Raw genomic sequence first — 22341 nt, forward strand, 5'->3', positions numbered from 1 at the left:
CACTGTGGAGGTGCAGCGATCCCAGCAGGGGGGATCTGCGGATGCGCGGAGCGGCGGGCCCGGTGAATGGACCCGCCGCTTCGTTTTCGAGCGCCGTCCGCCCATGCGCGTGGATGCGCCCTCAGCGCTCGACCTCCACCTCCTCGACGTTGTCGAACCTCTCCAGCTCGATCAGCAGGTGATAGGGATCGATGCCGGCGTCGGAGGGCTTGCGCGGCACCGTCACCGTGATCGTCTGCTCGCCCGAGCGGATGCGATGCTTCCGCAGGTAGAGCGTCTCGCCGAACTCCGCCCCCTGCTGCGTCGGGGCGAAGACCCCGACCTGCACCCATTCGTTCATCGGCACCTCCGTCTCCACGCCCGCGGGGTCGACGGTCACCTTGCGCGCCCGCACGCGGAGCGTCACCAGCCAGCTCCCCGCCGCGGTCTGCCTCGCCGTGGCCCGCTCCGTCCGGAGGTCCCAAACAGTGTTCGCCGCGAAGAGGTCGTGCAGCAGGTGCCGGAGCGAGTCCGGCGTGACCGCCTGGAGCTCCCGGTAGAGATCGAGGGAGGTCGCCAGGGGCGGCGCTCCCGAACGATGCTTCTCGATCAGGCGCCGGAACGCCAGGTTCACCCGCTCCTCGCCCATGTACTCGCTCATCGCGAACAGCGCGGCGGGGCCCCTGCGGTAGGCCGCGTACGGGTCCATGGCCCGGAGCAGCGGGACGGTCTGACGGATGGGCGGGATGGGAGACGGCTGCCGGAAGAACCGCCGGAGCCGCTGCAGGTGTTCACGCCCGTAGGTTTCTTCCACGACCCCCATCGCGGCGTACCACGCGAAGCTTTCGGACAGCAGCGGGGCTCCCTCGGCGAAGGCGTACGGGACTCCCCACTGGTGCGCCATCTCGTGCGCCATGACCGCGAACGGGAGGTCCAGGCCCCGCGGGTCGTCCGCTGGATCGAGGCGGGTGAACCCTTCCGCGTAGTCGATCGTGGCCGCCTCGGCATGCGCTCCCATTCCAGGACCGGGCTTCTCGACGAGCCGGATGACATGGCCGTGGGGGTACGGACCGAACGCACGCGTGTAGGAGTCCAGCGACGCGCGTACGCTGAGGAGCATGCGGTCCAGGTTCGCGGCGTGCTGCGGGTGATGGTAGACCTGGATCGCGACGGGCTGCCCGGAGCCTGCGGGAGGGGTCCACCGTTCCTCGTGCACCGCGTAGCGGGCGGAGAAGAAGGCGTACTCGTTCCCGATCGGGGCGTCCGTCGCAAAGTGGAAGTAGCGGCGCCCGCCTTCCGTCCACGTGCGGCGCAGCGTCCCCGGCGCGACGGCGGTCTGGTCCCCTTCCGTTCCCACCACCGCTTCGAAGGCGATGCGCTCGGCGCCGGACGTCCCCGCCTCGCCGGTGACGTCCTGGACCGCTTCCGCGTCGGCGGGAGTGGGGACCTGGCGGCGCGGAGCGAGCCCGTGCGCCCGCCAATCCCCGGCGTTCCTCAGTTCGCGACGTGGCTGGTAGCCGATGGCGGGCAGCCAGTCGTGGTTCGTGAAGTAGGTGCCGTTCGCGACCACCGAGGCATCGATTCCGCTGCTACGGAACCCCCGTGGTGCGAAACGCACCTCGAAGTGGAGCCGCAACGAGTCGCCTGGCTGGAGCGGCGTTTCCAGGGCGTAGATCCCATGGCCGAGCTCCTCGTCCGCGAGCACGCGAGCCGCCGGGCGATCGAAGGCGACCGCTCCCGTCTCGACACCGGGAGCAGTGGCCAGATGGATGGAGTCGATCGGCATCGCCCCGCGGTTCACGAGTCGATACGTGCCGCGAATGTCGGCCTTTCGCTGATCGGGGTGGATCTCGACGTGCAGGTTGGCCGCGGCCAGCCGAGGCTGCGGGACGTCCGCATACCGAGCGTAGCGCCGCTCGTACTCGGCGCGCCGCTCCCTCACCTGCGAGGCGGTGCGGTACTCGTTCAGCACGTTGGTGTTGTAGAAGATGAACCCGCCCAGCGTGAGGACGAGCCCCGCCGCCGCCGCCGCGGCCCGGGCCGTCGGGCGCGTGAACCGGCCGCGCGCCAGCCGGAGCCGCACCCGCAGGCCCCTCTCCATGCCCCGGACCCAGAGCAGCCTCGCGACCACCGCGAGCAGCAGCGCCCACGCGGCCCAGTAGAGCATGAACCACCGCCACGGCCCGAGCGACGGGCCGAACCCGCGCATGTCCGTGTAGAACCAGCCCGGAGCGGACCCGTAGACGAGCAGCCTGTGCTCGATCCCGAGCCTGGCCGCAAAGAGGATGGATGCGTAGGCGAGGAGGGCCGCCACGAGGCCGACGTACTTCTGGCTCACCGACCCCTGCACCACCAGGGCGAGCAGGGCGAAGAGGAGGTACTCGGGAAGCTGGAGCCCGAACAGCACCTGCAGATAGAGGCCGATCTCGAACTCGTGATACCCCAGGCGCAGCTGGACGAGCACCCCCACCAGCGTGAGCAGAGCCATCCACACGACCAGGACGAGGCCGAGCCCCAGGAACTTGCCCAGGACGAGGACCCATTCCGGCACCGGCGCCACGTCGGTGATCTCGCTGAGACCGGCTTCGCGTTCCCGCCAGACCAGCTCGCCGGCGTAGAAGGCGGTGAGCAGCGGGATGATCACCCACGGGGTCATGGGATTCGTGAGGCGGGCCGTCAGGAAGGTGAGGACGAACTCGGTCCGGGGCAGCAGCGGCGTGCCCATGTACTCCATGGCCTCGGGCAGGACCACGACCGCGGCGGCCGCGATGGCGGCCAGAAGGACGAGACCGCCCCGGCTCTTCGCGATCACCCGGAACGAGTCCCAGGCGATGGCGAGCGTCTGGCGCGCGTAGAGCGCCGGGCCGAACGTCCCCCGGACCTGCGGAACGGAGATCGCGCTCCTCGCGACGTCGCTGCCCGGGGGTGAGGGGGCGTGCGCATCCCGCCGCCGCGCGAGGCGGCTCCACCAGGGGCTCGCCGTCAGGTGCTCGAAGCGAAAGCGGACGTAGGTGAACGCGAGCGTCCCCAGGCCGATGCCGAGCCACAGCAGGCGGCTCCGGAGCGGCACGCCGTGCAGCGCGACCAGACGCGTGTTCTTCTCGATCGGCGTCCATCCCAGCATCAGGTCGTCCGTGAGGAACCGGTTGCCGAAGACGTCGAACAGCGCCTCCAGATCCTCTCGCTGCAGAAAGCCGATCACGGCGAAGAACCCGCCGTAGGCCACGAGCAACAGGAGCACACCGCCCAGGTAGCTCGCGACGGCCCGGCGGCCCAGCGCCGCGAACGCGAACTGGATCGACGTGCCGATGAAGGCGTTGGGCAGCGCGAGGAAGCCGTAGGCCGTGAGGTAGGCGGCCGGCCGAAACGGGCCGATCACCCCGGTATCCACGCCGGGCGAGTAGACGGCGAGCATCACGCCCACCGGCACGGCGAGCAGGATCAGCGCATGGAGGGCGAAGGCGGCGAGGAACCGCCCTCCCAGGTACTTGGCCTTGCTGACGGGGGCGGTGTAGGTGAGGGGATGCATCCCTGTCTCCACGTCGCGCGCGGCCACCTCGCCCGTGACCCCTGCAGCCACCACGAGCCAGAACAGGCTGCAGAAAACAGTGGTGGACGCGATGACGAATGGCGAGTTGATAAAGAAGTCGGCGTAAAGGAAGTTCCCCCGTACGAACAGGAGCGCGACCACGGCCAGGGCCGCGAACGGAAGCCAGGTCGAGAGACGGCGTGCCTGGCAGGTGAGCTCGAAGCGGAAGATCTCCCGGAGCTTCATGGCGGGTAGGTCTTCGAGACGTTGCGGATGTGCTGGTTCATGATCGGTCGATGCCCCGTGGTCGTTGGTCGGAGGTGTCGCTGATCTTCGGTTCGTCATCGCACCTTCGGCGGGGTACGCTCCCTTGCAGCGCGATCTGTTGCAGCTTTGGGCAGTCAACCCTCCGGACCTGCGCCCGCGGCACGAAGTACTTTGCATTGCAAAGTTCGTGCGCGCAATCGGTCAGCTCGGGCCTCCGAGCCCTCCGGTCGAAGGCGCGCTCGTCGGCGGCGCGCGCCTCCGCCGTAGGCGATACCGAGTCCGGATCAAGCGCGCGTGATCGGCGGGGGGAGGCACCCGATCACCCCCTCCCGTGTACCCGGATTCGGTATGAGCGGAGGTCCTTACCCCCCGCCGCGCCCGCCCCCGAACCCGCCCTGGAACGGGTTCCGCAGCGCCGCCGGAACCTTCCGCCATTGCTCCGGCGTCAGCGTCTTCCGCACCTCCTCCAGCGCGTCCCGCACGTTCTGCCGGCCCGTGTTGAGCTGCGGCCCGATGCGCTGGAAGATCGCGCCCGGCTCGTTCCCCGTGGCGGCCGTCTGCACCGCGTCGCGCACCGCGCGCTCAATGGGCTGGTTGCGCACCCGGAGCGAGTCCGAGATCTCCGCGATCCGCGCGGCCTGCTCGTCGCTGAGCCCCAGCGAGTCGCGGAGCGAGAGGATCACCGGGAGCGGGTTGGGGAGCACCCGCGCCAGGATGGCATCCGCGTCGATCCCGCGGCCGGGGCCCTCGCCCCGCTCCCCGCGGAACCCGCCACCGCCGCCCCCTCCGCCGAAGCGCCCACCCCCACCGCCGCCGCCCCCGCCGAACCCGAGCCCCGCCAGCCCGCCGCCGCCGGGGTTCCGCCCCACCGTCAGCCGCCCGGAGAGCTGCACCGCGAAGGGCGAGCCCACCGCGAAGCGGCGCTCCCGCTGCTGGCCGAAGCGCTCGTTGACCTCGTAGCGGAAGCGCTGCGCCGCGGGGTCGAACCCGCGCGGGTAGAGGAGCGTCTCGTCCACCCGGCCGCGCCCGGCGTCGCCCCAGCCACGCAGGTTCCCCTGACCGTTCACGAGGAGGTCCAGCCCCGCAGGGACGTTGCTGGCGTCCAGCGACACCGAGAGGCGCCGCCCGATCCGGGGGAGATTGGGGCGGAGGGTGGTCCGCAGGTCCAGCGACCGCGTCCAGGGGCCGCGGCAGGAGTTGCGGCCCGCCACGCTCCCCGCCTGCTCCTCCAGGCACTCCCGCACCGATCCGGGGACGCTCGCCAGCAGGCGCGCCATCCCGTCGGCGAGCGCCGTGTCCGGTGCGGTGGCGGGGGCGAAGACGAAGGCCGCGTCGTTGCGGGCCCCGTCGCCGTTCACGTCGCCGCCGACCATGGGGGTGAAGGGCGTGCCCGAGGCCGTCCGCCCGATCAGCGTCACCTCCAGCCAGGGGCGCACCGGCATCCCCGCCTGCAGGGTGAAGGAGTGGCGGCGCTCGTAGTCGCTGGTGCCCCAGTCCGGACGGTTCGGGTCGCCCCCCGTGGGCGCGCTGGCGAAGCCCTGCTGCGCGGTGCAGCAGGAGAAGGACGACTGGTCGCGCGCCCGCATCAGCGTGTACGAGCCCTGGAAGAACACCCGCGGCGGGAGGAGCCCGTTCAGCGCCAGCGTGAGCTGCGACGTCCGGGAGGCCAGCTCCGAGTCCAGCGCGAACACGTGCCCGAACTCCGGGTGCACCCGCGACCCCAGGAACGACACCTCCCCGGTCGCGGGGGCGATCGCCGCGGGGGAAGCGTATACGGGACGGCCGCCCTCAGCCGCCAGGGTGAATGCCGGCGTCCTCGCCAGGTTCAGGTCGCGCACGCCGAACAGGTTGACGCCGCGCACCCAGCTGGCGTCCGCCGAGGCATTGAGGCCGGGGCGGAGCTGCGCCGAAAAGCCCAGCGAGCCCCGCCAGGAGCGCGGCGCCCCGAAGCCGTCCTCGAAGAGCGTCACCGTGGGTCGGCGGCCCGAGTCGCGCGGAGCGCCCGTACCCCCGTCCGCGCAGGTGGTGGGGATGCGCGACGGGTCCTCCAGGTACGCCGGCCAGTCCGGCGCCGGGACCGCGGCCCCGATGCACACCAGCTGCGACGCCCCGGCCGAAAGGCCCGTCTGGTCCAGCGCCCCTGCGTACAGCGCGAAGGGCGCCCGCCCACGGAACTCCCCGATCCCGCCGCGGACGATCCGGAGCGGCGCCCCCTGCTCGTTCAGGCGCAGCGAGAACCCCGCGCGGGGGCTCACGTGCACCTCCGTGGGGATCCGGTCCGTGCGCCGGCCGAAGAGCGCCTCCACCTCCGGGTTGTGCTCCGGCTCTCCGGCGAAGCGCGAGCCCTCCAGCCGCACCCCGTAGGTGAGCTGCAGCGCCCGGCTGGGGCGCCAGGTGTCGCCCAGGTAGAGCGCGGCGTTCAGGCCGCCGCCCTCCGTCTCCCGCTCCGCGAGCGAGCGGGTGAACGACGCCGGCCGCCCCGCCGCGAAGTCGTCCAGCGAGTTGAAGGTGAAGGCGCCCAGCACGTTGCTCCCGATCCGCTGCCGGAAGTCGGTGAAGTTCACCAGCGCCCCCGCCTTGATCCGGTGCGTGTCGCGGAACAGGAGCGACAGCTCGTCGCTCACCTCCACCGTCCGCTCGCGCGTGGTGGTGGGGAGCGAGCGGTCGCCGCCGAAGGAAAGCTGCGACACCCCCCGCGTCCCGTCCGGGAGGAGCGAGGTGACCCGCACCCGCCCCTCCGGCACCTCCGCGAAGGAGGTCAGGTCGCGGCGGTCCTCGTTGATCGAGGCGCGCAGCTCGTTGATCCACCCGCCGCCGAAGCGCGAGGTCAGCGTCGCCATGCCGCCGCCGCCGCCGGAGCCCACCTCGCCGCCGCCCTGCTTCAGCTCCAGGAAGCCGATGCGGGTGCTGTCCTGGGTGTAGGAGCTGAGGTTCCCGCGCACCATCAGCGAGTGCCGCTCCGAGAGGGTCCAGTCCACGCGGCCCAGGAGCGAGAGCGCGTCGCCCACGCGGCGGTAGGCGCCCGTCTGCCCGTCGGTGGCGACCCCGTACTCCGCCCCCAGGATGGAGAGGAAGCGCGCCACCGAGTCGCGGCTCACCCCCAGCGTCTCCAGCACCGCGGGGTCCGAGGGGGTGAGCGCGAAGAGGTCGTCGCTGCGGCGCTGCACCGCGCCGGAGACGAAGTAGAAGAGGCGGTTCCGGACGATGGGCCCGCCGTAGCCGCCGCTGAAGCGGTTCTGGGTGAAGGAGCCGGTGAGCGGCGAGACTCCCGCGTTCCCCGCCAGCAGCGGGTCGCGGAGCTGGTAGGTGAAGGTGCCGCCGGGCTGGTTGGTCCCGCCGCGGGTGGTGATCGCCACCTGCCCACCCGCGAACTGCCCTCGCGACACGTCGAACGTGGTGGTGACCACCTGCGTGGCGCGCGTCCCCTCCTGCGGGATCCCCAGCGGGGAGCCGCCGCCGGCCTGGCCGCCGGTGAGCGCCGAGGCGAAGGAGGCGCCGTCCAGCGTGACCTGGTTCAGCGAGGCGCGCTGCCCCGCCACGGAGAAGGCGCCCCGCTGGTCCAGCGAGTCGCCCTGCGTGACCGCCACCACGCCGGGGGCGAGCACCGCCAGCGAGGCCGCGTCCGTGTTCTCCAGTGGGAGGCGGCTCGCCACCTCGCCGGAGATGACGCGCTCCTGCGCCGCGGTTTCCCCGCGCCCCGGGGGAGGCGCCCGCTGGCCGCGCACCTCGATCCCCTCCAGCGCCACCGGCGCCTCGCCCAGGCGGAGGTTTGCCACCAGCACGTCCTCGTCCGCCTCGCGCGCCAGCACGGCCACGGCCTCGCCGAAGCCGGCGCGCGACACGCGGATTTGGTAGCGCCCCCCGCCGTCCGGGAAGGCGAGCGTGTAGACGCCCTGCTCGTTGGTGGTGGTCGTGCGGGTGATCCCCGTCTCGGCGGAGGTGGCCTCCACCCGCGCCTGGTCCACCGGGGCGCCGTCGGGGCCGGTGACCCGGCCGCGGAGGATGTCCGTCGTGACCCCCACCTGCGCCAGCAGCGTGGCGGGGGCGAGGAGGAGGGCGAGCAGCAGCGGCAGAAGGCGGAGCGGCATCGGTCGCGGTCACGGGTGAAGGAGGAGAGGTCCCCAACCATACACGCGGCCCGCCGGAAACGTTGGGCGGCACCCCCGCCTGTAACGGAGTCGTATCGGTTCGGTACCGTGCTCGCATGGCCCGCGGAGCGCATTGCGACCCGGGTCCGCCGCGGGTAACGTGAATGCTCGCATGCAGAGAGCCCGAACGCTCCGCGCCCGTTGCGGGGCGCCCGGGCCACCACCCGCCATGGATCCATGAGCGCACACATCCTGGTCGTGGACGACGAGCCGGACATCTCCGCGCTGGTCGCCTACCACCTCGCGCGCGAGTCGTACCGGGTCCGGACCGCCGCCGACGGGGTGGAGGCGATCCGCGCCGTCGAGACCGAGCGCCCGGACCTCATCGTCCTCGACCTGATGCTCCCCGGGATGTCCGGGCTGGACGTGCTCGGCGAGCTCCGCCGCCGCGGCGAGACGCAGGACGTCCCGGTGATCCTCCTCACCGCGCGCCGCGAGGAGCAGGACCGGATCGAGGGGCTCAGGCTCGGCGCGGACGACTACCTCGCCAAGCCCTTCTCCCCGCAGGAGCTGGTGCTGCGGGTGGGCGCGGTGCTGCGGCGCGTCCGGCAGGCGCCCCCCGCCGCGGGCGGCAAGGTGGTGCGCGTGGCCGCCTTCACCGTGGACACCGGCGCCGCGCGCGCCGAGGTGGACGGACGCCCCCTGGACCTCACCCCCACCGAGTACAAGCTCCTCCTCACCCTGATGGAGCGGCGCGGGCGGGTGCAGAGCCGGCGCCAGCTCCTGGAGGCGGCCTGGGGCGTCACGGCCAACATCGCCACGCGCACGGTGGACATGCACGTCCAGCGGCTGCGCAACAAGCTGGGCGGGGAGGCGGACTGGATCGAGACGGTGCGCGGCTTCGGGTACCGCTTCCGCACCGAACCGCCGCCGGTCCGCGCGTGAGCCGGCCGGCGCGCCTGGGCGTCAACCTCAAGCTCTTCCTCAGCTACCTGGCCCTGATCGCCGCCACGGTCGCTGCGCTCACGGCCGGCGTGGGGTTCACGCTCCGGCCCCGCCTCACCGAGATCGTGGCGAACGACCTCCGCCGCGAGCTCTCGCTCGCCCTTGAGCTCCACCGCCAGGGCGTCGGCGTCCCCCCGGACCGCCTCGCGGACCGGCTGGGGGCGCTCAGCGGCCGGCGCGTCACCCTGATCGCCCGCGACGGAACCGTGGTGGGCGACTCCGAGGTGGCGGAATCGGCCATCCCCCTGCTGGAGAACCACGCCGACCGCCCCGAGGTCCGTGCCGCGCTCCGCGGCCGCCTGGGACGGTCGGTGCGCCGCAGCAGCTCCGTGGGGGTGGAGCAGCTCTACCTCGCCGCCCCCGGCGCCCGCGGCGAGGTCGTCCGCCTGGCCGTTGCGCTGGCGGACGTGAATGCCACGGTGCAGCGGGTGCAGCGCGGCGTCCTGGCCGCCGGCGCGCTGGCGATGGTGGTCGCCGGGATCCTGTCCTACGCCCTGAGCGTCGCGGTCACCCGCCCGCTGCGCCAGGTGGCCGCGGTCGCGCGCGACCTGGCCCGCGGCGACCTGTCCCGCCGGGTGCACGTCCGCCACCGCGACGAGCTGGGCGAGCTGGCGCAGGTCCTGGACACGCTCGCCGCGGAGCTGCAGCGGCGCATGGGGCAGCTCGAGGGCGAGCGCGCCGAGATGCACGCGCTGATCGAGTCCATGGCCGAGGGCGTGCTGGCGCTGGGGCCGGACGGCCGGGTGCGCCGCGCCAACCTGGCCGCGCGCCACATCTTCGGGCTGCGCGAGGAGTTCCACGGGCTGGTGCCGCACGAGGTGGCGCGGCGCCCCGCCTTCCTCAAGCTGGTGGAGCGGGCGCGCGCCGGGGAGGCGGTCTCCGCCACCGAGCTCGCCCACGACGGCCGGCACCTCCTCGCCACGGCCCAGCCGCTCGCCGACGGCGGCGCGGTGCTGGTGTTCCTGGAGGTCTCGGAGCTGCGCCGGCTGGAGGACGTGCGGCGCGATTTCGTCGCCAACGCCTCGCACGAGCTGAAGACCCCGCTCACCGCCATCCGCGGCTACAGCGAGACGCTCCTGGACGAGAACCTCCCCCCGGAGCTGCGGCGCCGGTTCGCGGAGGTGGTGCGGGCCAACGCCGACCGCCTGCAGCGGCTGGTGGACGACCTGCTCGACCTGTCGCGCATCGAGTCGGGCGGGTGGCTCGCCCAGCCGGAGGACGTCGCGGTGGCCGAGGCGGTGGAGGAGGCCTGGGCCGTCCTGGAGGAGAAGGCCCACGCCAAGGGGGTGGCCCTGGGGATCGAGGTCGCACCCGGGTGCGACCACGTCCACGCCGACCCCTCCGCACTCCACCAGGTCCTCACCAACCTCTTCCACAACTCCCTACGCCACACCCCCCCCGGCGGCAGGGTCACGGTCTCCGCCCGACCCGCGCCGGAGCGTCCGGGCCCTCCCGGGCGGCGATGGGTCCAGCTGGAGGTGGCCGACACCGGGAGCGGGATCCCGGCGGTGCACCTGCCGCGCATCTTCGAGCGCTTCTACCGGGTGGACGACGCCCGCTCCCGCGCCGAAGGGGGGACGGGGCTGGGGCTCGCCATCGTCCGGCACCTGGTGGAGAGCCACGGCGGGACGGTGGAAGCCGAGAGCGAGCTGGGGCGGGGGACCACGATCCGCTTCACCCTGCCGGCCTGTAACGAGTAGGTCACGCGTCCGGCCACCTCGTTGATGCCGGGGCGAGCCTCCTGTAAAGTTCCGCCGCCCGGAGCACCTCCCGGGCGGCGGTTCGTTCTCTCACCTGTACCCCGTCGCAGCATGGCTTCGTGCACGTCCCGCGTCCGCGCGCCGTCCCTGGCCGCCGTCCTCCTCCTTGCGGCCGGCGCCGCCGCGGCGCAGCAGGCGCCCTCCACCGTCTTCAGGGCCAGCGCGCTGGAGGTCTCCATCGGGGGGCGGGTCCAGACGCAGCTCAACACGACCACCGTCGACTCCGTGCCCACCGCCGAGCTCGCGCTGCGCCGCGTGCGCCTGGAGGCGAACGTCCGGGTCAACGAGGTGGTGAGCGCCAAGATCCAGCCGGAGTTCGCCGGGAGCCGGGTGAGCCTGCGCGACGCGTACGTCCTCTTCGGCTTCCACCCGGCGCTGCAACTGCTCGCCGGGCAGGCGAACCGCCCCTTCGGCATCATCCAGCCCACCAGCTCCACCCGCATCATCCCCGTGGAGCGGGGGGTGCGGATCCGCGGGGTCCGCAACGCGCTTGACGAGCACAACCTGGTCACCGACCTCGGCTACGCGGACCGCGACGTGGGGCTGCAGCTTCTCGGCGCGCCCGCGGGGGCCCCGCTGGGCCTCTCGTACGCGCTCGGCGTCTTCAACGGCCCGGCGCGCGCCGCGGTGCCGGAACTGGACAGCTACCAGCTCGCCGCCCGCGCGGCGGTCCGCCCCGCGGAGCGGCTCCGGACGGGGCTCTCCTGGAGCCGGCGCGACTTCCTCGTGGTCGCTCCCACCGACGGCCGCGAGCTGGCGGCGGGCCAGGCCTGGGCGGTGGACGTCGAGTACGGGACGTACGGCCCCGGGCTGCACCTGGTGGGAGAGGCCGCCTTCGGCGACGTCAACCCCCGGGCGGACATCGACTTCACCGGCGCGCAGGCGTGGCTCGCGTACCGGACGCGGGCGTTCGGTCCGAGCCTCACGCACCTTGAGCCGCTCTTCCGCGTCAGCTACGGCGACGTGGACGCGCCCCCCGGGCTGACCGTGCCGCGGGGCGGGACGCTGCTCACGCCCGGGATCAACCTGTACTTCGGGCCGCTGAACCGGATCATGCTCAACTACGACGTCTGGATGCCGGAGCAGGGAGACGCGGTCGGGAGCTTCAAGGCCCAGTTCCAGGTCGCGTTCTGAGGCGGCCGGAGGGGGCGCAAGAGTTACGATGCGGCGGGCGCCGTGTTACGGGACCGTGACACGGCGCCTCTACGTTCCGGTGTTCTCGATCCACGACTCCCTCACACGGGACATCCGAACGATGAAACGATTCTGGACTGGAGCTCTGACCCTGGTCCTGTTCTCCGGACTGGCGGCGTGCGGCGGCAGCGAGGGCGGGGCCACCCCCGGCGCGATGGCGAAGGGCGCCGACGCGCCCGCAGGCACGGTCGCCCTCACCGGCGCGGGCGCCACCTTCCCCTATCCCATCTACTCCGCCTGGTTCGACACGTACGGGCGCGAGAACCCGGTGCGCATCACCTACGGCTCCATCGGCTCGGGCGGCGGGATCCGCCAGGTGACCGAGGGGACGGTGGACTTCGGCGCCTCCGACGCGCCTATGAACGAGGAGGAGCTCGCCAAGGCCCCCGGGATGCTGCACATCCCCACCGTTCTCGGCGCGGTGACGGTGGCGTACAACCTCCCCGGCGTCCAGCAGCCCATCAACCTGAGCGGCGAGGTGCTGGCGGACATCTTCCGCGGGCAGGTCAAGAAGTGGAACGACCCGCGGATCGCGCAGCTCAACCCGGGCGTTAGCCTCCCCGCGCGTGACATCCTGGTGGTGTACCGCACCGACGGGAGCGGCACCACCTACGTGTTCACCGACTACCTCTCGGCGGTGAGCCCCGCGTGGAAGCAGCAGGTGGGGACCGGGAAGTCCGTGCAGTGGCCCACCGGTCTGGGCGCCAAGGGGAACGAGGGCGTGGCCGGGCAGGTGAAGCAGACCGAGGGCGCCATCGGCTACGTGGAGCTGGCGTACGCGCGCCAGGCCGACCTCCAGACCGCCGCCGTGCAGAACCGGGCCGGGCAGTTCGTGCAGCCCTCCGTGGAGGCGACCACCGCCGCGGCCGACGGGCTGGCGCAGAAGCTCGGGCCGGAGTCCGACTTCCGCGTCTCCATCGTGAACCCGGAGGGGGCGCAGGCGTACCCCATCGCCTCCTGGACCTACCTCCTGGTCCCGCCGCACATGGAGGACTGCGCCAGGGCCAACGCGCTGGCGAACGTGGTCCGCTGGAGCCTGACCGAGGGCGGCGACGCGGCCCGCAAGCTCCACTACGCGCCGCTCCCCGAGCCGGTCCGCGACCGGGTGCTGCAGAAGCTGGGGACCGTGACCTGCGGCCCCGACCGCCAGCCCGTCGGCGCGGCGAGCTGACGTGGCAATGCAGCCAGTTCCGGAGGAGATCGGCGTCGTCGCCGGGCCTCCTCCGCAGCACTTCCCGCTCGCCTTCGCCGGCAGCGGCCGGGGGAACGTCGCCGACCGCGTGTACGGCGGCGTTCTCCTGGCAATGGGGCTCGCCATCCCCCTGCTTCTGGGCTTCCTCCTCTTCCGGGTGGGGGCCTCGGCCTGGCCGGCGATCCGCGCCTTCGGCTGGAGCTTCCTCGCCAGCAGCGAGTGGAACCCGGTGGCGGGGGAGTTCGGCGCGCTCCCGTTCATCTTCGGGACGCTCGCTTCCTCGCTCCTGGCGGTGCTGATCGCGGTGCCGCTGGCGGTGGGGCTCGCCATCTTCCTCACGGAGCTGGCGCCGCGCTGGCTCGCCACGCCCATCGCCTTCGGCACCGAGCTGCTGGCGGCCATCCCCAGCGTGGTGTACGGCCTGTGGGGGATCTTCGTGCTGGTCCCCTGGCTCCGCTTCAACGTACAGGAGCCGCTCGCCCGCGCCTTGGGCGACACCATCCCGCTCTTCCGCGGGCCGGCCTACGGGGTGAGCGTCCTCTCCGCCGGGGTGATCCTGGCCATTATGATCGTCCCCTTCATCTCCGCGGTGTCGCGCGAGGTGCTCGCGGCCGTGCCGCGGGTGCAGCGCGAGGGCGCGCTGGCCCTGGGCGCCACCCGCTGGGAGATGACCTGGCAGGTGGTGCTCCCCTACGCCACGCCGGGGATCATCGGCGCGGTGATCCTGGGGCTGGGCCGCGCCCTGGGCGAGACCATGGCCGTGACCATGGTGATCGGCAACCGCCCGGAGATCTCCGCCTCGCTCTTCGCGCCCGGCTACACCATGGCGAGCGTGCTGGCGAACGAGTTCGCGGAGGCGTCCAGCGACCTGTACCTGGCCGCGCTCATGGAGATCGCGCTGATCCTGTTCGGCATCACCATCGTGGTGAACACCTTCGCGCGCCTCCTGGTGTGGCGCGTGGCGCGCAGGGGGGGGCGGTGAGCGCGCCGGCCACGCTCACCTGGCGCGACCGGCGCCGGCGGAGCACCAACCTGGTGATGCTCGCCCTCACCGGGGTGGCGGCGTTCCTGACGGTGGTGCCGCTGCTGCTGATCCTCTTCCACCTGCTCACGGCGGGGCTGTCGTCCATCAACCTGGACTTCTTCACCCAGCGCCCTGCCCCGGTGGGGCAGGAGGGCGGGGGGATGGGGAACGCCATTCTGGGGACCGTGATCCTGGTGGGCGTGGCCGCCGCGCTGGGGCTCCCGGTGGCGGTCGGCGCCGGTCTCTTTTTGGCCGAGTCCGAGGGGAGCCGCCTGGCGAACGGGATCCGCTTCCTCACCGACGTGATGAACGGCATCCCCTCCATCGTGGTGGGGATCTTCGTGTGGGCCTGGATCGTGGTCACCATGGGAGGGTTCAGCGCCCTCGCGGGCGGGGTGGCGCTCGCCATCATGCTCCTCCCCATGGTGACGCGCACCACCGAGGAGATGGTGCGCCTCGTCCCGCGCGAGCTGCGGGAGGGCGGGCTCGCGCTGGGCTTCACCCGCTGGCGCACGACCCTGGGGATCGTGCTCCCGGCGGCGCGGAGCGGGATTCTCACCGGGATCCTGGTGTCGCTGGCCCGCATCGCCGGGGAAACGGCGCCGCTCCTCTTCACCGCCTTCGTGAACCCGTACTGGAGCTGGAGCCTCGGCGAGCAGATCGCCGCGCTCCCGGTGCAGATCTTCCTCTACGCCACCTCGCCCTTCGAGGAGTGGCACCGGCTCGCCTGGGCCGCGGCACTGGTGCTGATCGGCCTGGTGCTCGCCGTGAGCATCACCGCCCGGTTCCTGATCCGCAGTCCCTACAAGGACCGATAGCATGACCGAAACGTCCATCAAGGCGCACTCCATGGCCCAGTCGCACACTCCCGCGCCCGCGGCGGAGCGCCCGCACGCGCGGCGGCCCGAGGCGGCCGACGTGGCGCCCGCGGTCGAGGCCCGCGACTTCTCGTTCTGGTACGGCGGGACCCGGGCGCTGAACGACATCACGCTCACGGTCCCCGAGCGGAAGGTCACCGCGCTCATCGGCCCCTCCGGGTGCGGGAAGTCCACCTTCCTGCGCTCCATCAACCGCATGAACGACCTGATCGCCGGGACCCGGCACGACGGCGACATCCTCATCCACGGCGCGTCGGTGTACGACCCGGGCGTGGACGTGGTGCAGCTGCGGAAGCGGGTGGGGATGGTCTTCCAGAAGTCCAACCCGTTTCCCAAGTCCATCTACGACAACGTGGCCTACGGGGCCCGCGTCAACGGCCTCGCCCGGGGGCGCCGCGAGCTGGACGAGCTCGTGGAGCGCTCGCTCCAGCAGGCGGCCATCTGGGACGAGGTCAAGGACCGCCTGGACCGGAGCGCGCTCGGCCTCTCGGGCGGGCAGCAGCAGCGCCTCTGCATCGCGCGGGCGCTGGCGGTGCAGCCGGACGTCCTCCTCATGGACGAGCCGGCGAGCGCCCTGGACCCCATCGCCACGCAGAAGATCGAGGAGCTGATCTACGAGCTGAAGCGCGACTACACCATCGTCATCGTGACCCACAACATGCAGCAGGCGGCGCGGGTTTCCGACTTCACCGCGTTCTTCTACATGGGCGAGCTGGTGGAGGTCGGGAAGACGGACGTGATCTTCACCAACCCCCGCGAGGACCGGACCGAGGCGTACATCACCGGGAGGTTCGGATGAGCCCGCTCACCGGGGTCCGCCACTTCCACGAGGAGCTGGCCCAGCTCAAGGGCCGGCTCCTAGAGATGTCGCACCTGGCCGAGGAGCTCGTCCGCACCGCGGTGGAGGCGCTCCAGGAGCGCGACGAGGCCAAGGCGCAGTCCGTGGTCCTGGCCGACCGGGAGCTGGACGCGCTGGAAGTGGAGGTGGACGACGCCTGCATCCACCTGCTGGCGCTGCAGCAGCCCATGGCCCGGGACCTCCGCCTGATCACGATGGCGATGAAGATCTCCAACGACCTGGAGCGCGTGGGCGACCACGCCGTGAACATCGCCGAGGCGGTCCCGCACCTCGCCGGCCGGCCCTTCGCGCAGTTCCCGGAGATCGAGGAGATGGCGCGCCTCGCCCGGGAGATGCTCTCGGACGCGCTGGACGACTTCGTCCGCGGCGACGCCCAGGCCGCGCGCGAGGTGTGCCGGCGCGACGACCGGGTGGACGCGCTCCACGAGTCGCTCTTCCGGATCCTGCTCACGCACATGATGGAGGACCCGCGGCGGATCGGCCCCTCCATGTCCATGTTCCTGGTGAGCCGCAACCTGGAGCGCATCGCCGACCTGGCGACCAACATCGCCGAGGACGTGGTCTTCCTGGTGGAGGGGCGCACCATCAAGCACCACGCGGAGGACGGCGGGATCCGCTGAGCGCCCCCGCCGTCCGCCGGCGAGCACTCCCGCGCCCGCTCCCCCGTCCGGGGGAGCGGGCGCAGAGTTTGCGGCCCAGTGGGCTCCGGCGGCCCCGGCTGTGCCCGCTGCGCGCCGCGAGCGCGCTTGCCGAGCACCCTGGCGCGCGGTACAATCTCCGGCTGCGCCCGGCCCCGAGGCCGCGCAAGACACCGCGAACCCCACCGTCCATGCAGCGTTCCCCCGGACCGTCGCGCCCTGGTACCGAGGGCGGCGAGCCCGCCGCGTCCTCGTCAACGCCCACGCCTACGCCCTCGCCGCTGCAGGACATCGTCGTCGCCGACCCGGTGGAGATGCTGCTGGAGGAGGTGGTGGAGGAGACGCAGCCGCAGGGGCTGAAGTACGGCTCGTCGTTGCGGGGCCGCGTCGCCATCGTCACGGGCGGGGCCACGGGGATCGGGCGGGCGATCGCGCTGGAGCTGGCGCGGCACGGGGTGCACGTGGCCTTCAACTACTTCTCGTACGACGAGAGCGGCGAGATCGAGGAGGAGGCCGCGCGCACCGCCCGCGAGATCGCGCAGCTCGAGGTGGGGTGCCACCACGCCGAGTGCGACGTGCGCGACTCCGAGGCGGTGGGCGCATTCGTGGAAACGGTTCTGGAGCGCTTCGGCGGGCTGCAGATCCTGGTGAACAACGCCGGGATCGGGCGCGACGGCGCGCTCTGGCGGCTGACCGACGAGAAGTGGCGCGCGGTGCTGGACACCAACCTGACCGGTACCTTCAACATGATCCGCGCGGTGTCGCCGCACTTCCGGAAGCAGGGCGACGGCAAGATCGTGAACCTGTCCTCGGTGCACGGCCTCCGCAGCGAGTTCGGGCTCGCCAACTACTGCGCCTCCAAGGCGGGGATCCTGGGGCTGACCCGCTCCGCCGCGCTGGAGCTGGGCCGCAGCAACGTCAACGTCAACGCCGTGGCGCCCGGGTACATCCGCACCACCCGCCTCACAAACGGTGTCCCCGCGGAGATCCTGGACGACGCGCGCGAGCAGGCGGTGCTGGGCCGCCTTGGCGACCCGCAGGACGTGGCGAACGTGGTCGTGTTCCTGTGCTCGGAGCTGGCCCGCCACATCACCGGCGTGGTGATCCCGGTGGACGGGGGCCACCTGCTGTGAGAAGCCACCGGCGCCGCCTCGCACTTCGCACCTCGCACTTCGCACTTGCCGTCCTCCTCGCCGCCTGCGCGCCGAAGCCCGCGGCGGCCCCGGACGCGCCCGCGCCGACGCCGCCGCCCGCGGCAAGCGCACCGGCGCTGCGCCTGGCCGGGCAGAAGGTGCTCGTCCTCCCCGTGCAGGCCGTGAACGGGCTGTCGGGAGAGGCGCAGGACCGGCTGGAGCGGGAGCTCCTGTTCGCGCTGGGAGACCGGGAGCCGCGGGCGACCTGGATCGCGCCGGAGGTGCTGGAGCGGGCGCTGCGGCGCTCCCCCGGCTTCGCGGGGAGCCCGCGCGCGGTCCCGGGCGACCCCATGATGCACCACCGGGAGCGCCGCGTCGTGGAGCCGCTCGCGGGCGAGCTGCGGCGCTACGCCGCGCTCACCGACGTGCGCCTGGTCCTCCTCCCCCGCGCCGCGGCATGGGTGCGGGCGGACGGGACGGATCCGGGACGCGTCCGCATCTCCGCCGCGCTGGTGGACGCGCGCAGCGGCGACCTGGTATGGTGGGGGGAGGCCGAAGGCGACCCCCGCCCCGAGGCCGACACTCCAGCGCTGGCGAGCGCCGCGGCGGCTCTCGCGGCACGCATCGCTGCACCCGGCGCGCAGCCGTGAGGGCGCGGCGGCGCTGGAACGACCCTTGCCCACAGCGCTCCCGGCCGGACCCTCCGGTCCGCCGGGACGCATCACGTCAGAGCACGCTTTCATGGCCCAGACCGTAACCCTGATCCCCGGCGACGGGATCGGACCGTCGATCACCGACGCCACCGTCCGCCTGGTGGAGGCGGCCGGCGTCTCCCTGCAGTGGGACCGCCGCGAGGCCGGGATGGCCGCCCTCAGCGCCCACAACACCCCCATCCCCGAAGAGACGCTGGATTCGGTGCGCGCCACCCGGGTGGCGCTCAAGGGGCCGCTGACGACCCCGGTGGGGACCGGCTTCCGCTCCATCAACGTCGCGCTTCGCAAGGAGTTCGACCTGTACTCCAACGTCCGCCCGGCGCGCACCATCGTCCCCGGGGGGCGCTACGAGGACATCGACCTCGTCCTGATCCGCGAGAACACCGAGGGGCTCTACAGCGGCGTGGAGCACTACGTCGGCATCGGCAGCGACCCGCGCGCGGCGGCAGAGTCGGTGATGATCGTCACCCGCTTCGGGGTGGAGCGCATCGTCCGCTACGCCTTCGAGTATGCCGTCTCCCACGGGCGGAAGAAGGTGACGCTGGCCCACAAGGCCAACATCCTGAAGTACACGCAGGGGCTCTTCCTCGACATCGGGCGCGAGATCGCGAAGGAGTACGAGGGGCGCGTGGAGTTCGAGGACCGGATCATCGACGCCACGGCGATGATGCTGGTGATGGACCCGTACCGCTTCGACGTGATCGTCTGCGAGAACATGTTCGGGGACATCCTCTCCGACCAGATCGCGGGGCTCGTCGGGGGGCTGGGGCTGGCGCCCGGCGCCAACATCGGCAAGGACGCCGCCATCTTCGAGGCGGTGCACGGCTCGGCTCCGGACATCGCGGGGAAAGGGATCGCCAACCCGTCCGCGCTGATGCTGGCCGCCATCATGATGCTCCGCCACCTGGGGATGACGGACCAGGCGGACCGGATCCAGGCCGCGCTGGAGGCCACCGTCCGCGAGGGCGACTCCACCACCCCCGACCTGGGCGGTACCGGGAGCACCGACAGCTTCACGGACGCCATCATCCGCCGCCTGTGAGCCCCGACGCCCCGCGCGCCGCCTGTGGCCGGTGCGGCCACGAGGTCTCCCAGGGGAGGGAGCACCGGAGCGGGCTGTGCGCGGAGTGCCGGGCGGCCGTGGTGCGGAGGGCCACTCCGGTGGCGCTCGGGGTGGCGGTGCTGTTTGCGCTGGCCTACCTGGCGGTCGCCACCTGGGCGGGGGCGCTCGCCTCCACCCACTTCGTGATCTTCTGGCTGGCGGTGGGAGCGCTGCTGGTCTTCGGTGCCTTCAAGGTGGCCCGCCGGGTCGCCTTCGACCTGTTCCGCGCGCGCGCCATGCGCACACCCCGGAGCTAGCATGCGCGACTTCCTCCGTTCCCCCTGGATCAGCGTCGCGGTCGCGGTGCTCGGGGGACTGTCGCTGGGGCTCGGAATCGGCCGGCTCATCAACGGCTTCACGCTGGTGGCCGCCGTCTACGCGCTGCTGGGGGTGATCCTCCTCTGGTGGGCCATCTCCGAGTCCCGCAAGGCGCGCCCGGACACCCCCGAGAGCGAGACGGACGGGTCGCACACCATCGAATAGCCGCACCGCGCCGCGGCTTGCCGCGCCTCGGCGGAATCCCGTATACTACCGGGATTTCGTCGTTTCGCCGTTTCCGCTTCAGCCTTCAACCGTCCGTTCAATGGCCAAGTTCCAGGGCGTGGACTACTACGACATCGACTCCCTGCTCACCGAAGAGCAGCGGATGATCCGTGACACCGTGCGCGAGTGGGTCGACGACAACCTCATGCCGGTGATCAACGACGCCTACATCGGCCGCTACCTCCCCAAGCAGCTGATCCCCGGGATGGCCGAGCTGGGCGTCTTCGGCGCCAACCTCCCGGAGGAGTACGGGTGCGCCGGCCTGGACAACGTCTCTTACGGCCTCATCATGCAGGAGCTGGAGCGGGGCGATTCCGGGATCCGCTCCTTCGCCTCGGTGCAGGGCGCGCTCTGCATGTACCCCATCTACGCCTTCGGCTCGGAGGAGCAGAAGCGCGAGTACCTCCCCCGCATGGCCGCCGGGGAGGTGATCGGGTGCTTCGGGCTCACCGAGCCGGACTTCGGCTCCAACCCCGGCGGGATGCTCACCCGGGCCCAGAAGACCGACGACGGCTGGGTGCTCAACGGGGCCAAGATGTGGATCACCAACGGCTCCACCGCCGACATCGCCATCGTCTGGGCCAAGACCGGGGACCTCGAGGACACCAAGTCCATCCGCGGCTTCGTCGTCCCCACCGACACCCCGGGGTTCACCGCCCGCGACCAGAAGGGGAAGCTCTCCCTGCTCGCCTCCGACACCTCGGAGCTGGTGCTGCAGGACGTGCGCGTCCCCGACTCCGCGCTGCTCCCCCAGTCGGGCGGCCTCAAGAGCCCGCTGATGTGCCTGACCCAGGCGCGCTACGGGATCGCCTGGGGCGCCGTGGGCGCGGCCATGGCCTGCTACGACGAGGCGGTGAGCTACGCCAGGAACCGGGTGCAGTTCGCGGGGAAGCCGATCGCGGCCACGCAGATCCAGCAGACCCGCCTGGCGGAGATGCTCACCGAGATCACCAAGGCGCAGCTCCTCTGCTGGCGCCTGGGCAACCTCAAGGACGAGGGCGGCATGCGCCCGGAGCAGGTGTCGCTCGCCAAGCGCAACAACGTCGACATGGCGGCCGAGGTCGCGCGCGAGACCCGGCGCCTCCTGGGCGGCAACGGGATCCTCGTCGAGTACCAGGCCATGCGCCACATGGCGAACCTGGAGTCCGTCTACACCTACGAGGGGACGCACGACGTCCACGGCCTCATCCTGGGCCAGGACATCACCGGGTACGCGGCCTACTAGCCGCCGCGGCGGCGGCCCGCCCGTGCTCCTGCGCGGGCGGGCCTTTTGGGGTGGGGCAGGGGTTGTGTGATGGGGGCTCCGGTGTTACATTGAATGGCTTGCGGGAAGACGAAAACGCGCGAAATGGCGCGGGTTTCGGGGGACCGCGGGAGGTTGACAGGAGGGGCGGGGCCGGTTAGGTTTCCCGTCCTGATCGATGACGCACCGATAGCTCAACTGGCAGAGCAGGGGACTCTTAATCCCAAGGTTGTAGGTTCGATTCCTACTCGGTGCACTGAAAATCGGGGTCGTTTTTGCGCCCGTAGCTCAGCTGGATAGAGCGTCTGACTACGGATCAGAAGGTCGGGAGTTCGAATCTCTCCGGGCGCACCTTGCTGGAAAAGACCGCGGATCGCGCGCTCCTGTGGCGGAATTGGTAGACGCGCTAGATTCAGGATCTAGTGGGCGTAAGCCCGTGGAGGTTCGAGTCCTCTCGGGAGCACTGATCGCGGTTTGCAGGGCGGGTCGGATGCCCAGGTGCTGAAATTGGTAGACAGGCCAGACTAAGGATCTGGTGCCGGAAACGGCGTGGAGGTTCGAGTCCTCTCCTGGGCACTGCTTGTTTGACAACACGGGAGGCGAGTGAGGATCGCGGCACCTCCGGGTGTCGAGGAAAGTCCGAGCTCCACAGGGCAGGGTGCCGGCTAACGGCCGGGCGTCGCAAGGCGACGGAAAGTGCAACAGAGAGCATACCGCCGATGGCTCCGGTCTCCGGAGCACAGGCAAGGGTGAAAGGGTGCGGTAAGAGCGCACCGCGCTCCTGGCGACAGGGGCGGCATGGCAAACCCCACCCGGAGCAAGGCCAAATAGGGGATGAGGAGCTGCCCGCTCCGTCGAATCCCGGGTAGGCTGCTAGAGGCCGGCGGCAACGCCGGCCCCAGAGAAATGGTCCTCCTCCGCTCCGGCGGAGAACAGAACTCGGCTTACACCGCCTCCCGTTGAACGCGCGCCCGTAGCTCAGCTGGATAGAGCGTTGGCCTCCGGAGCCAAAGGTCACAGGTTCGAATCCTGTCGGGCGCACTGTAGAAGATGAACATGAGTCATCCCGAACTTTGGAAATGAGGTAGGAGCGAAGTTCGGAGACTCAGGCAGAGGAAGCAGATTGCAGCCCGAATGCGGTAGAGCGGAGTCGAGACCTCTCGGCTCCGCTTTCCTGTTCTGGGGCAGAAGCCT

16 protein-coding genes, 5 tRNA genes and 1 other RNA gene are annotated in these 22341 nt (G+C 71.8%); 20 read left to right on the plus strand and 2 right to left on the minus strand.

From position 1 onward, the window contains the following. Nucleotides 1-121 precede the first annotated feature (121 nt). Nucleotides 122-3754, minus strand: a complete 3633-nt coding sequence (locus VGR37_02355) for an ABC transporter permease (GenBank protein HEV2146238.1) — start codon at nucleotides 3752-3754, stop codon at nucleotides 122-124. Nucleotides 3755-4137: 383 nt separating this feature from the next. After that, nucleotides 4138-7863 (minus strand): carboxypeptidase regulatory-like domain-containing protein, encoded by a 3726-nt coding sequence (locus tag VGR37_02360; protein ID HEV2146239.1) that lies wholly within the window; start codon nucleotides 7861-7863, stop codon nucleotides 4138-4140. Between the two features lie 237 nt (nucleotides 7864-8100). Between VGR37_02360 and VGR37_02365 the strand changes: the two genes are divergently transcribed. From VGR37_02365 to VGR37_02460, 20 genes are all read left to right on the plus strand, one after another. Beyond that, nucleotides 8101-8808, plus strand: coding sequence for a response regulator transcription factor (locus tag VGR37_02365; GenBank protein HEV2146240.1), 708 nt, complete (start codon nucleotides 8101-8103; stop codon nucleotides 8806-8808). After that, entirely contained in the window at nucleotides 8805-10568 is a 1764-nt protein-coding gene (locus VGR37_02370; GenBank protein HEV2146241.1) for an ATP-binding protein, read from the plus strand. The genes VGR37_02365 and VGR37_02370 overlap by 4 nt, the downstream gene beginning before the upstream one ends. Before the next feature lie 111 nt (nucleotides 10569-10679). After that, nucleotides 10680-11762, plus strand: a complete 1083-nt coding sequence (locus VGR37_02375; GenBank protein HEV2146242.1) for a porin — start codon at nucleotides 10680-10682, stop codon at nucleotides 11760-11762. Between the two features lie 121 nt (nucleotides 11763-11883). Next, nucleotides 11884-12993, plus strand: coding sequence for a phosphate ABC transporter substrate-binding protein PstS (gene pstS / locus VGR37_02380; protein HEV2146243.1), 1110 nt, complete (start codon nucleotides 11884-11886; stop codon nucleotides 12991-12993). A gap of 7 nt (nucleotides 12994-13000) precedes the next feature. Then, a complete protein-coding gene (pstC, locus tag VGR37_02385) occupies nucleotides 13001-13996 on the plus strand; it encodes a phosphate ABC transporter permease subunit PstC (GenBank protein HEV2146244.1) in 996 nt (331 codons plus the stop codon). Further along, complete coding sequence (gene pstA / locus VGR37_02390) at nucleotides 13993-14856, plus strand: phosphate ABC transporter permease PstA (GenBank protein HEV2146245.1); 864 nt, start codon at nucleotides 13993-13995, stop codon at nucleotides 14854-14856. Before pstC ends, pstA begins: the two co-directional genes overlap by 4 nt. A gap of 1 nt (nucleotide 14857) precedes the next feature. Next, nucleotides 14858-15715, plus strand: coding sequence for a phosphate ABC transporter ATP-binding protein PstB (gene pstB, locus VGR37_02395; protein HEV2146246.1), 858 nt, complete (start codon nucleotides 14858-14860; stop codon nucleotides 15713-15715). Further along, nucleotides 15712-16395, plus strand: a complete 684-nt coding sequence (gene phoU, locus VGR37_02400; GenBank protein HEV2146247.1) for a phosphate signaling complex protein PhoU — start codon at nucleotides 15712-15714, stop codon at nucleotides 16393-16395. Before pstB ends, phoU begins: the two co-directional genes overlap by 4 nt. Before the next feature lie 209 nt (nucleotides 16396-16604). Beyond that, nucleotides 16605-17546 carry an SDR family NAD(P)-dependent oxidoreductase gene (locus VGR37_02405; GenBank protein HEV2146248.1) on the plus strand — a complete coding sequence of 314 codons (942 nt, stop codon included), beginning with the start codon at nucleotides 16605-16607 and terminating at the stop codon, nucleotides 17544-17546. Further along, nucleotides 17543-18196 (plus strand): hypothetical protein, encoded by a 654-nt coding sequence (locus VGR37_02410; GenBank protein ID HEV2146249.1) that lies wholly within the window; start codon nucleotides 17543-17545, stop codon nucleotides 18194-18196. The genes VGR37_02405 and VGR37_02410 overlap by 4 nt, the downstream gene beginning before the upstream one ends. Before the next feature lie 91 nt (nucleotides 18197-18287). Continuing rightward, entirely contained in the window at nucleotides 18288-19301 is a 1014-nt protein-coding gene (locus VGR37_02415) for an isocitrate/isopropylmalate family dehydrogenase (protein ID HEV2146250.1), read from the plus strand. A gap of 101 nt (nucleotides 19302-19402) precedes the next feature. Continuing rightward, nucleotides 19403-19618 carry a hypothetical protein gene (locus tag VGR37_02420; GenBank protein ID HEV2146251.1) on the plus strand — a complete coding sequence of 72 codons (216 nt, stop codon included), beginning with the start codon at nucleotides 19403-19405 and terminating at the stop codon, nucleotides 19616-19618. A gap of 1 nt (nucleotide 19619) precedes the next feature. Continuing rightward, nucleotides 19620-19844 carry a hypothetical protein gene (locus VGR37_02425; protein ID HEV2146252.1) on the plus strand — a complete coding sequence of 75 codons (225 nt, stop codon included), beginning with the start codon at nucleotides 19620-19622 and terminating at the stop codon, nucleotides 19842-19844. Between the two features lie 100 nt (nucleotides 19845-19944). Then, nucleotides 19945-21129, plus strand: a complete 1185-nt coding sequence (locus VGR37_02430) for an acyl-CoA dehydrogenase family protein (GenBank protein ID HEV2146253.1) — start codon at nucleotides 19945-19947, stop codon at nucleotides 21127-21129. A 201-nt stretch (nucleotides 21130-21330) separates the two neighbouring features. After that, a tRNA-Lys gene (locus VGR37_02435) sits at nucleotides 21331-21403 on the plus strand. A gap of 21 nt (nucleotides 21404-21424) precedes the next feature. Then, nucleotides 21425-21498, plus strand: a tRNA-Arg gene (locus tag VGR37_02440). Between the two features lie 28 nt (nucleotides 21499-21526). Further along, nucleotides 21527-21610 (plus strand) — tRNA-Leu (locus VGR37_02445). A 29-nt stretch (nucleotides 21611-21639) separates the two neighbouring features. Next, nucleotides 21640-21723: transfer RNA gene (locus VGR37_02450), tRNA-Leu, on the plus strand. A gap of 17 nt (nucleotides 21724-21740) precedes the next feature. After that, an RNA gene (rnpB, locus tag VGR37_02455) (RNase P RNA component class A) lies at nucleotides 21741-22110 on the plus strand. Nucleotides 22111-22114: 4 nt separating this feature from the next. Further along, a tRNA-Arg gene (locus VGR37_02460) sits at nucleotides 22115-22188 on the plus strand. Nucleotides 22189-22341 lie beyond the last annotated feature (153 nt).

It is taken from the genome of Longimicrobiaceae bacterium (genome assembly GCA_035936415.1).
Taxonomy (GTDB): domain Bacteria; phylum Gemmatimonadota; class Gemmatimonadetes; order Longimicrobiales; family Longimicrobiaceae; genus JAFAYN01.

Coding starts and splice junctions, on each gene's coding strand:
- VGR37_02355 (HEV2146238.1), bottom strand. CDS start 3,754: ATGAAGCTCCGGGAGATCTTCCGCTTCGAGCTCACCTGCCAGGCACGC.
- VGR37_02360 (HEV2146239.1), bottom strand. CDS start 7,863: ATGCCGCTCCGCCTTCTGCCGCTGCTGCTCGCCCTCCTCCTCGCCCCC.
- VGR37_02365 (HEV2146240.1), top strand. CDS start 8,101: ATGAGCGCACACATCCTGGTCGTGGACGACGAGCCGGACATCTCCGCG.
- VGR37_02375 (HEV2146242.1), top strand. CDS start 10,680: ATGGCTTCGTGCACGTCCCGCGTCCGCGCGCCGTCCCTGGCCGCCGTC.
- pstS (HEV2146243.1), top strand. CDS start 11,884: ATGAAACGATTCTGGACTGGAGCTCTGACCCTGGTCCTGTTCTCCGGA.
- pstC (HEV2146244.1), top strand. CDS start 13,001: ATGCAGCCAGTTCCGGAGGAGATCGGCGTCGTCGCCGGGCCTCCTCCG.
- pstB (HEV2146246.1), top strand. CDS start 14,858: ATGACCGAAACGTCCATCAAGGCGCACTCCATGGCCCAGTCGCACACT.
- phoU (HEV2146247.1), top strand. CDS start 15,712: ATGAGCCCGCTCACCGGGGTCCGCCACTTCCACGAGGAGCTGGCCCAG.
- VGR37_02405 (HEV2146248.1), top strand. CDS start 16,605: ATGCAGCGTTCCCCCGGACCGTCGCGCCCTGGTACCGAGGGCGGCGAG.
- VGR37_02415 (HEV2146250.1), top strand. CDS start 18,288: ATGGCCCAGACCGTAACCCTGATCCCCGGCGACGGGATCGGACCGTCG.
- VGR37_02425 (HEV2146252.1), top strand. CDS start 19,620: ATGCGCGACTTCCTCCGTTCCCCCTGGATCAGCGTCGCGGTCGCGGTG.
- VGR37_02430 (HEV2146253.1), top strand. CDS start 19,945: ATGGCCAAGTTCCAGGGCGTGGACTACTACGACATCGACTCCCTGCTC.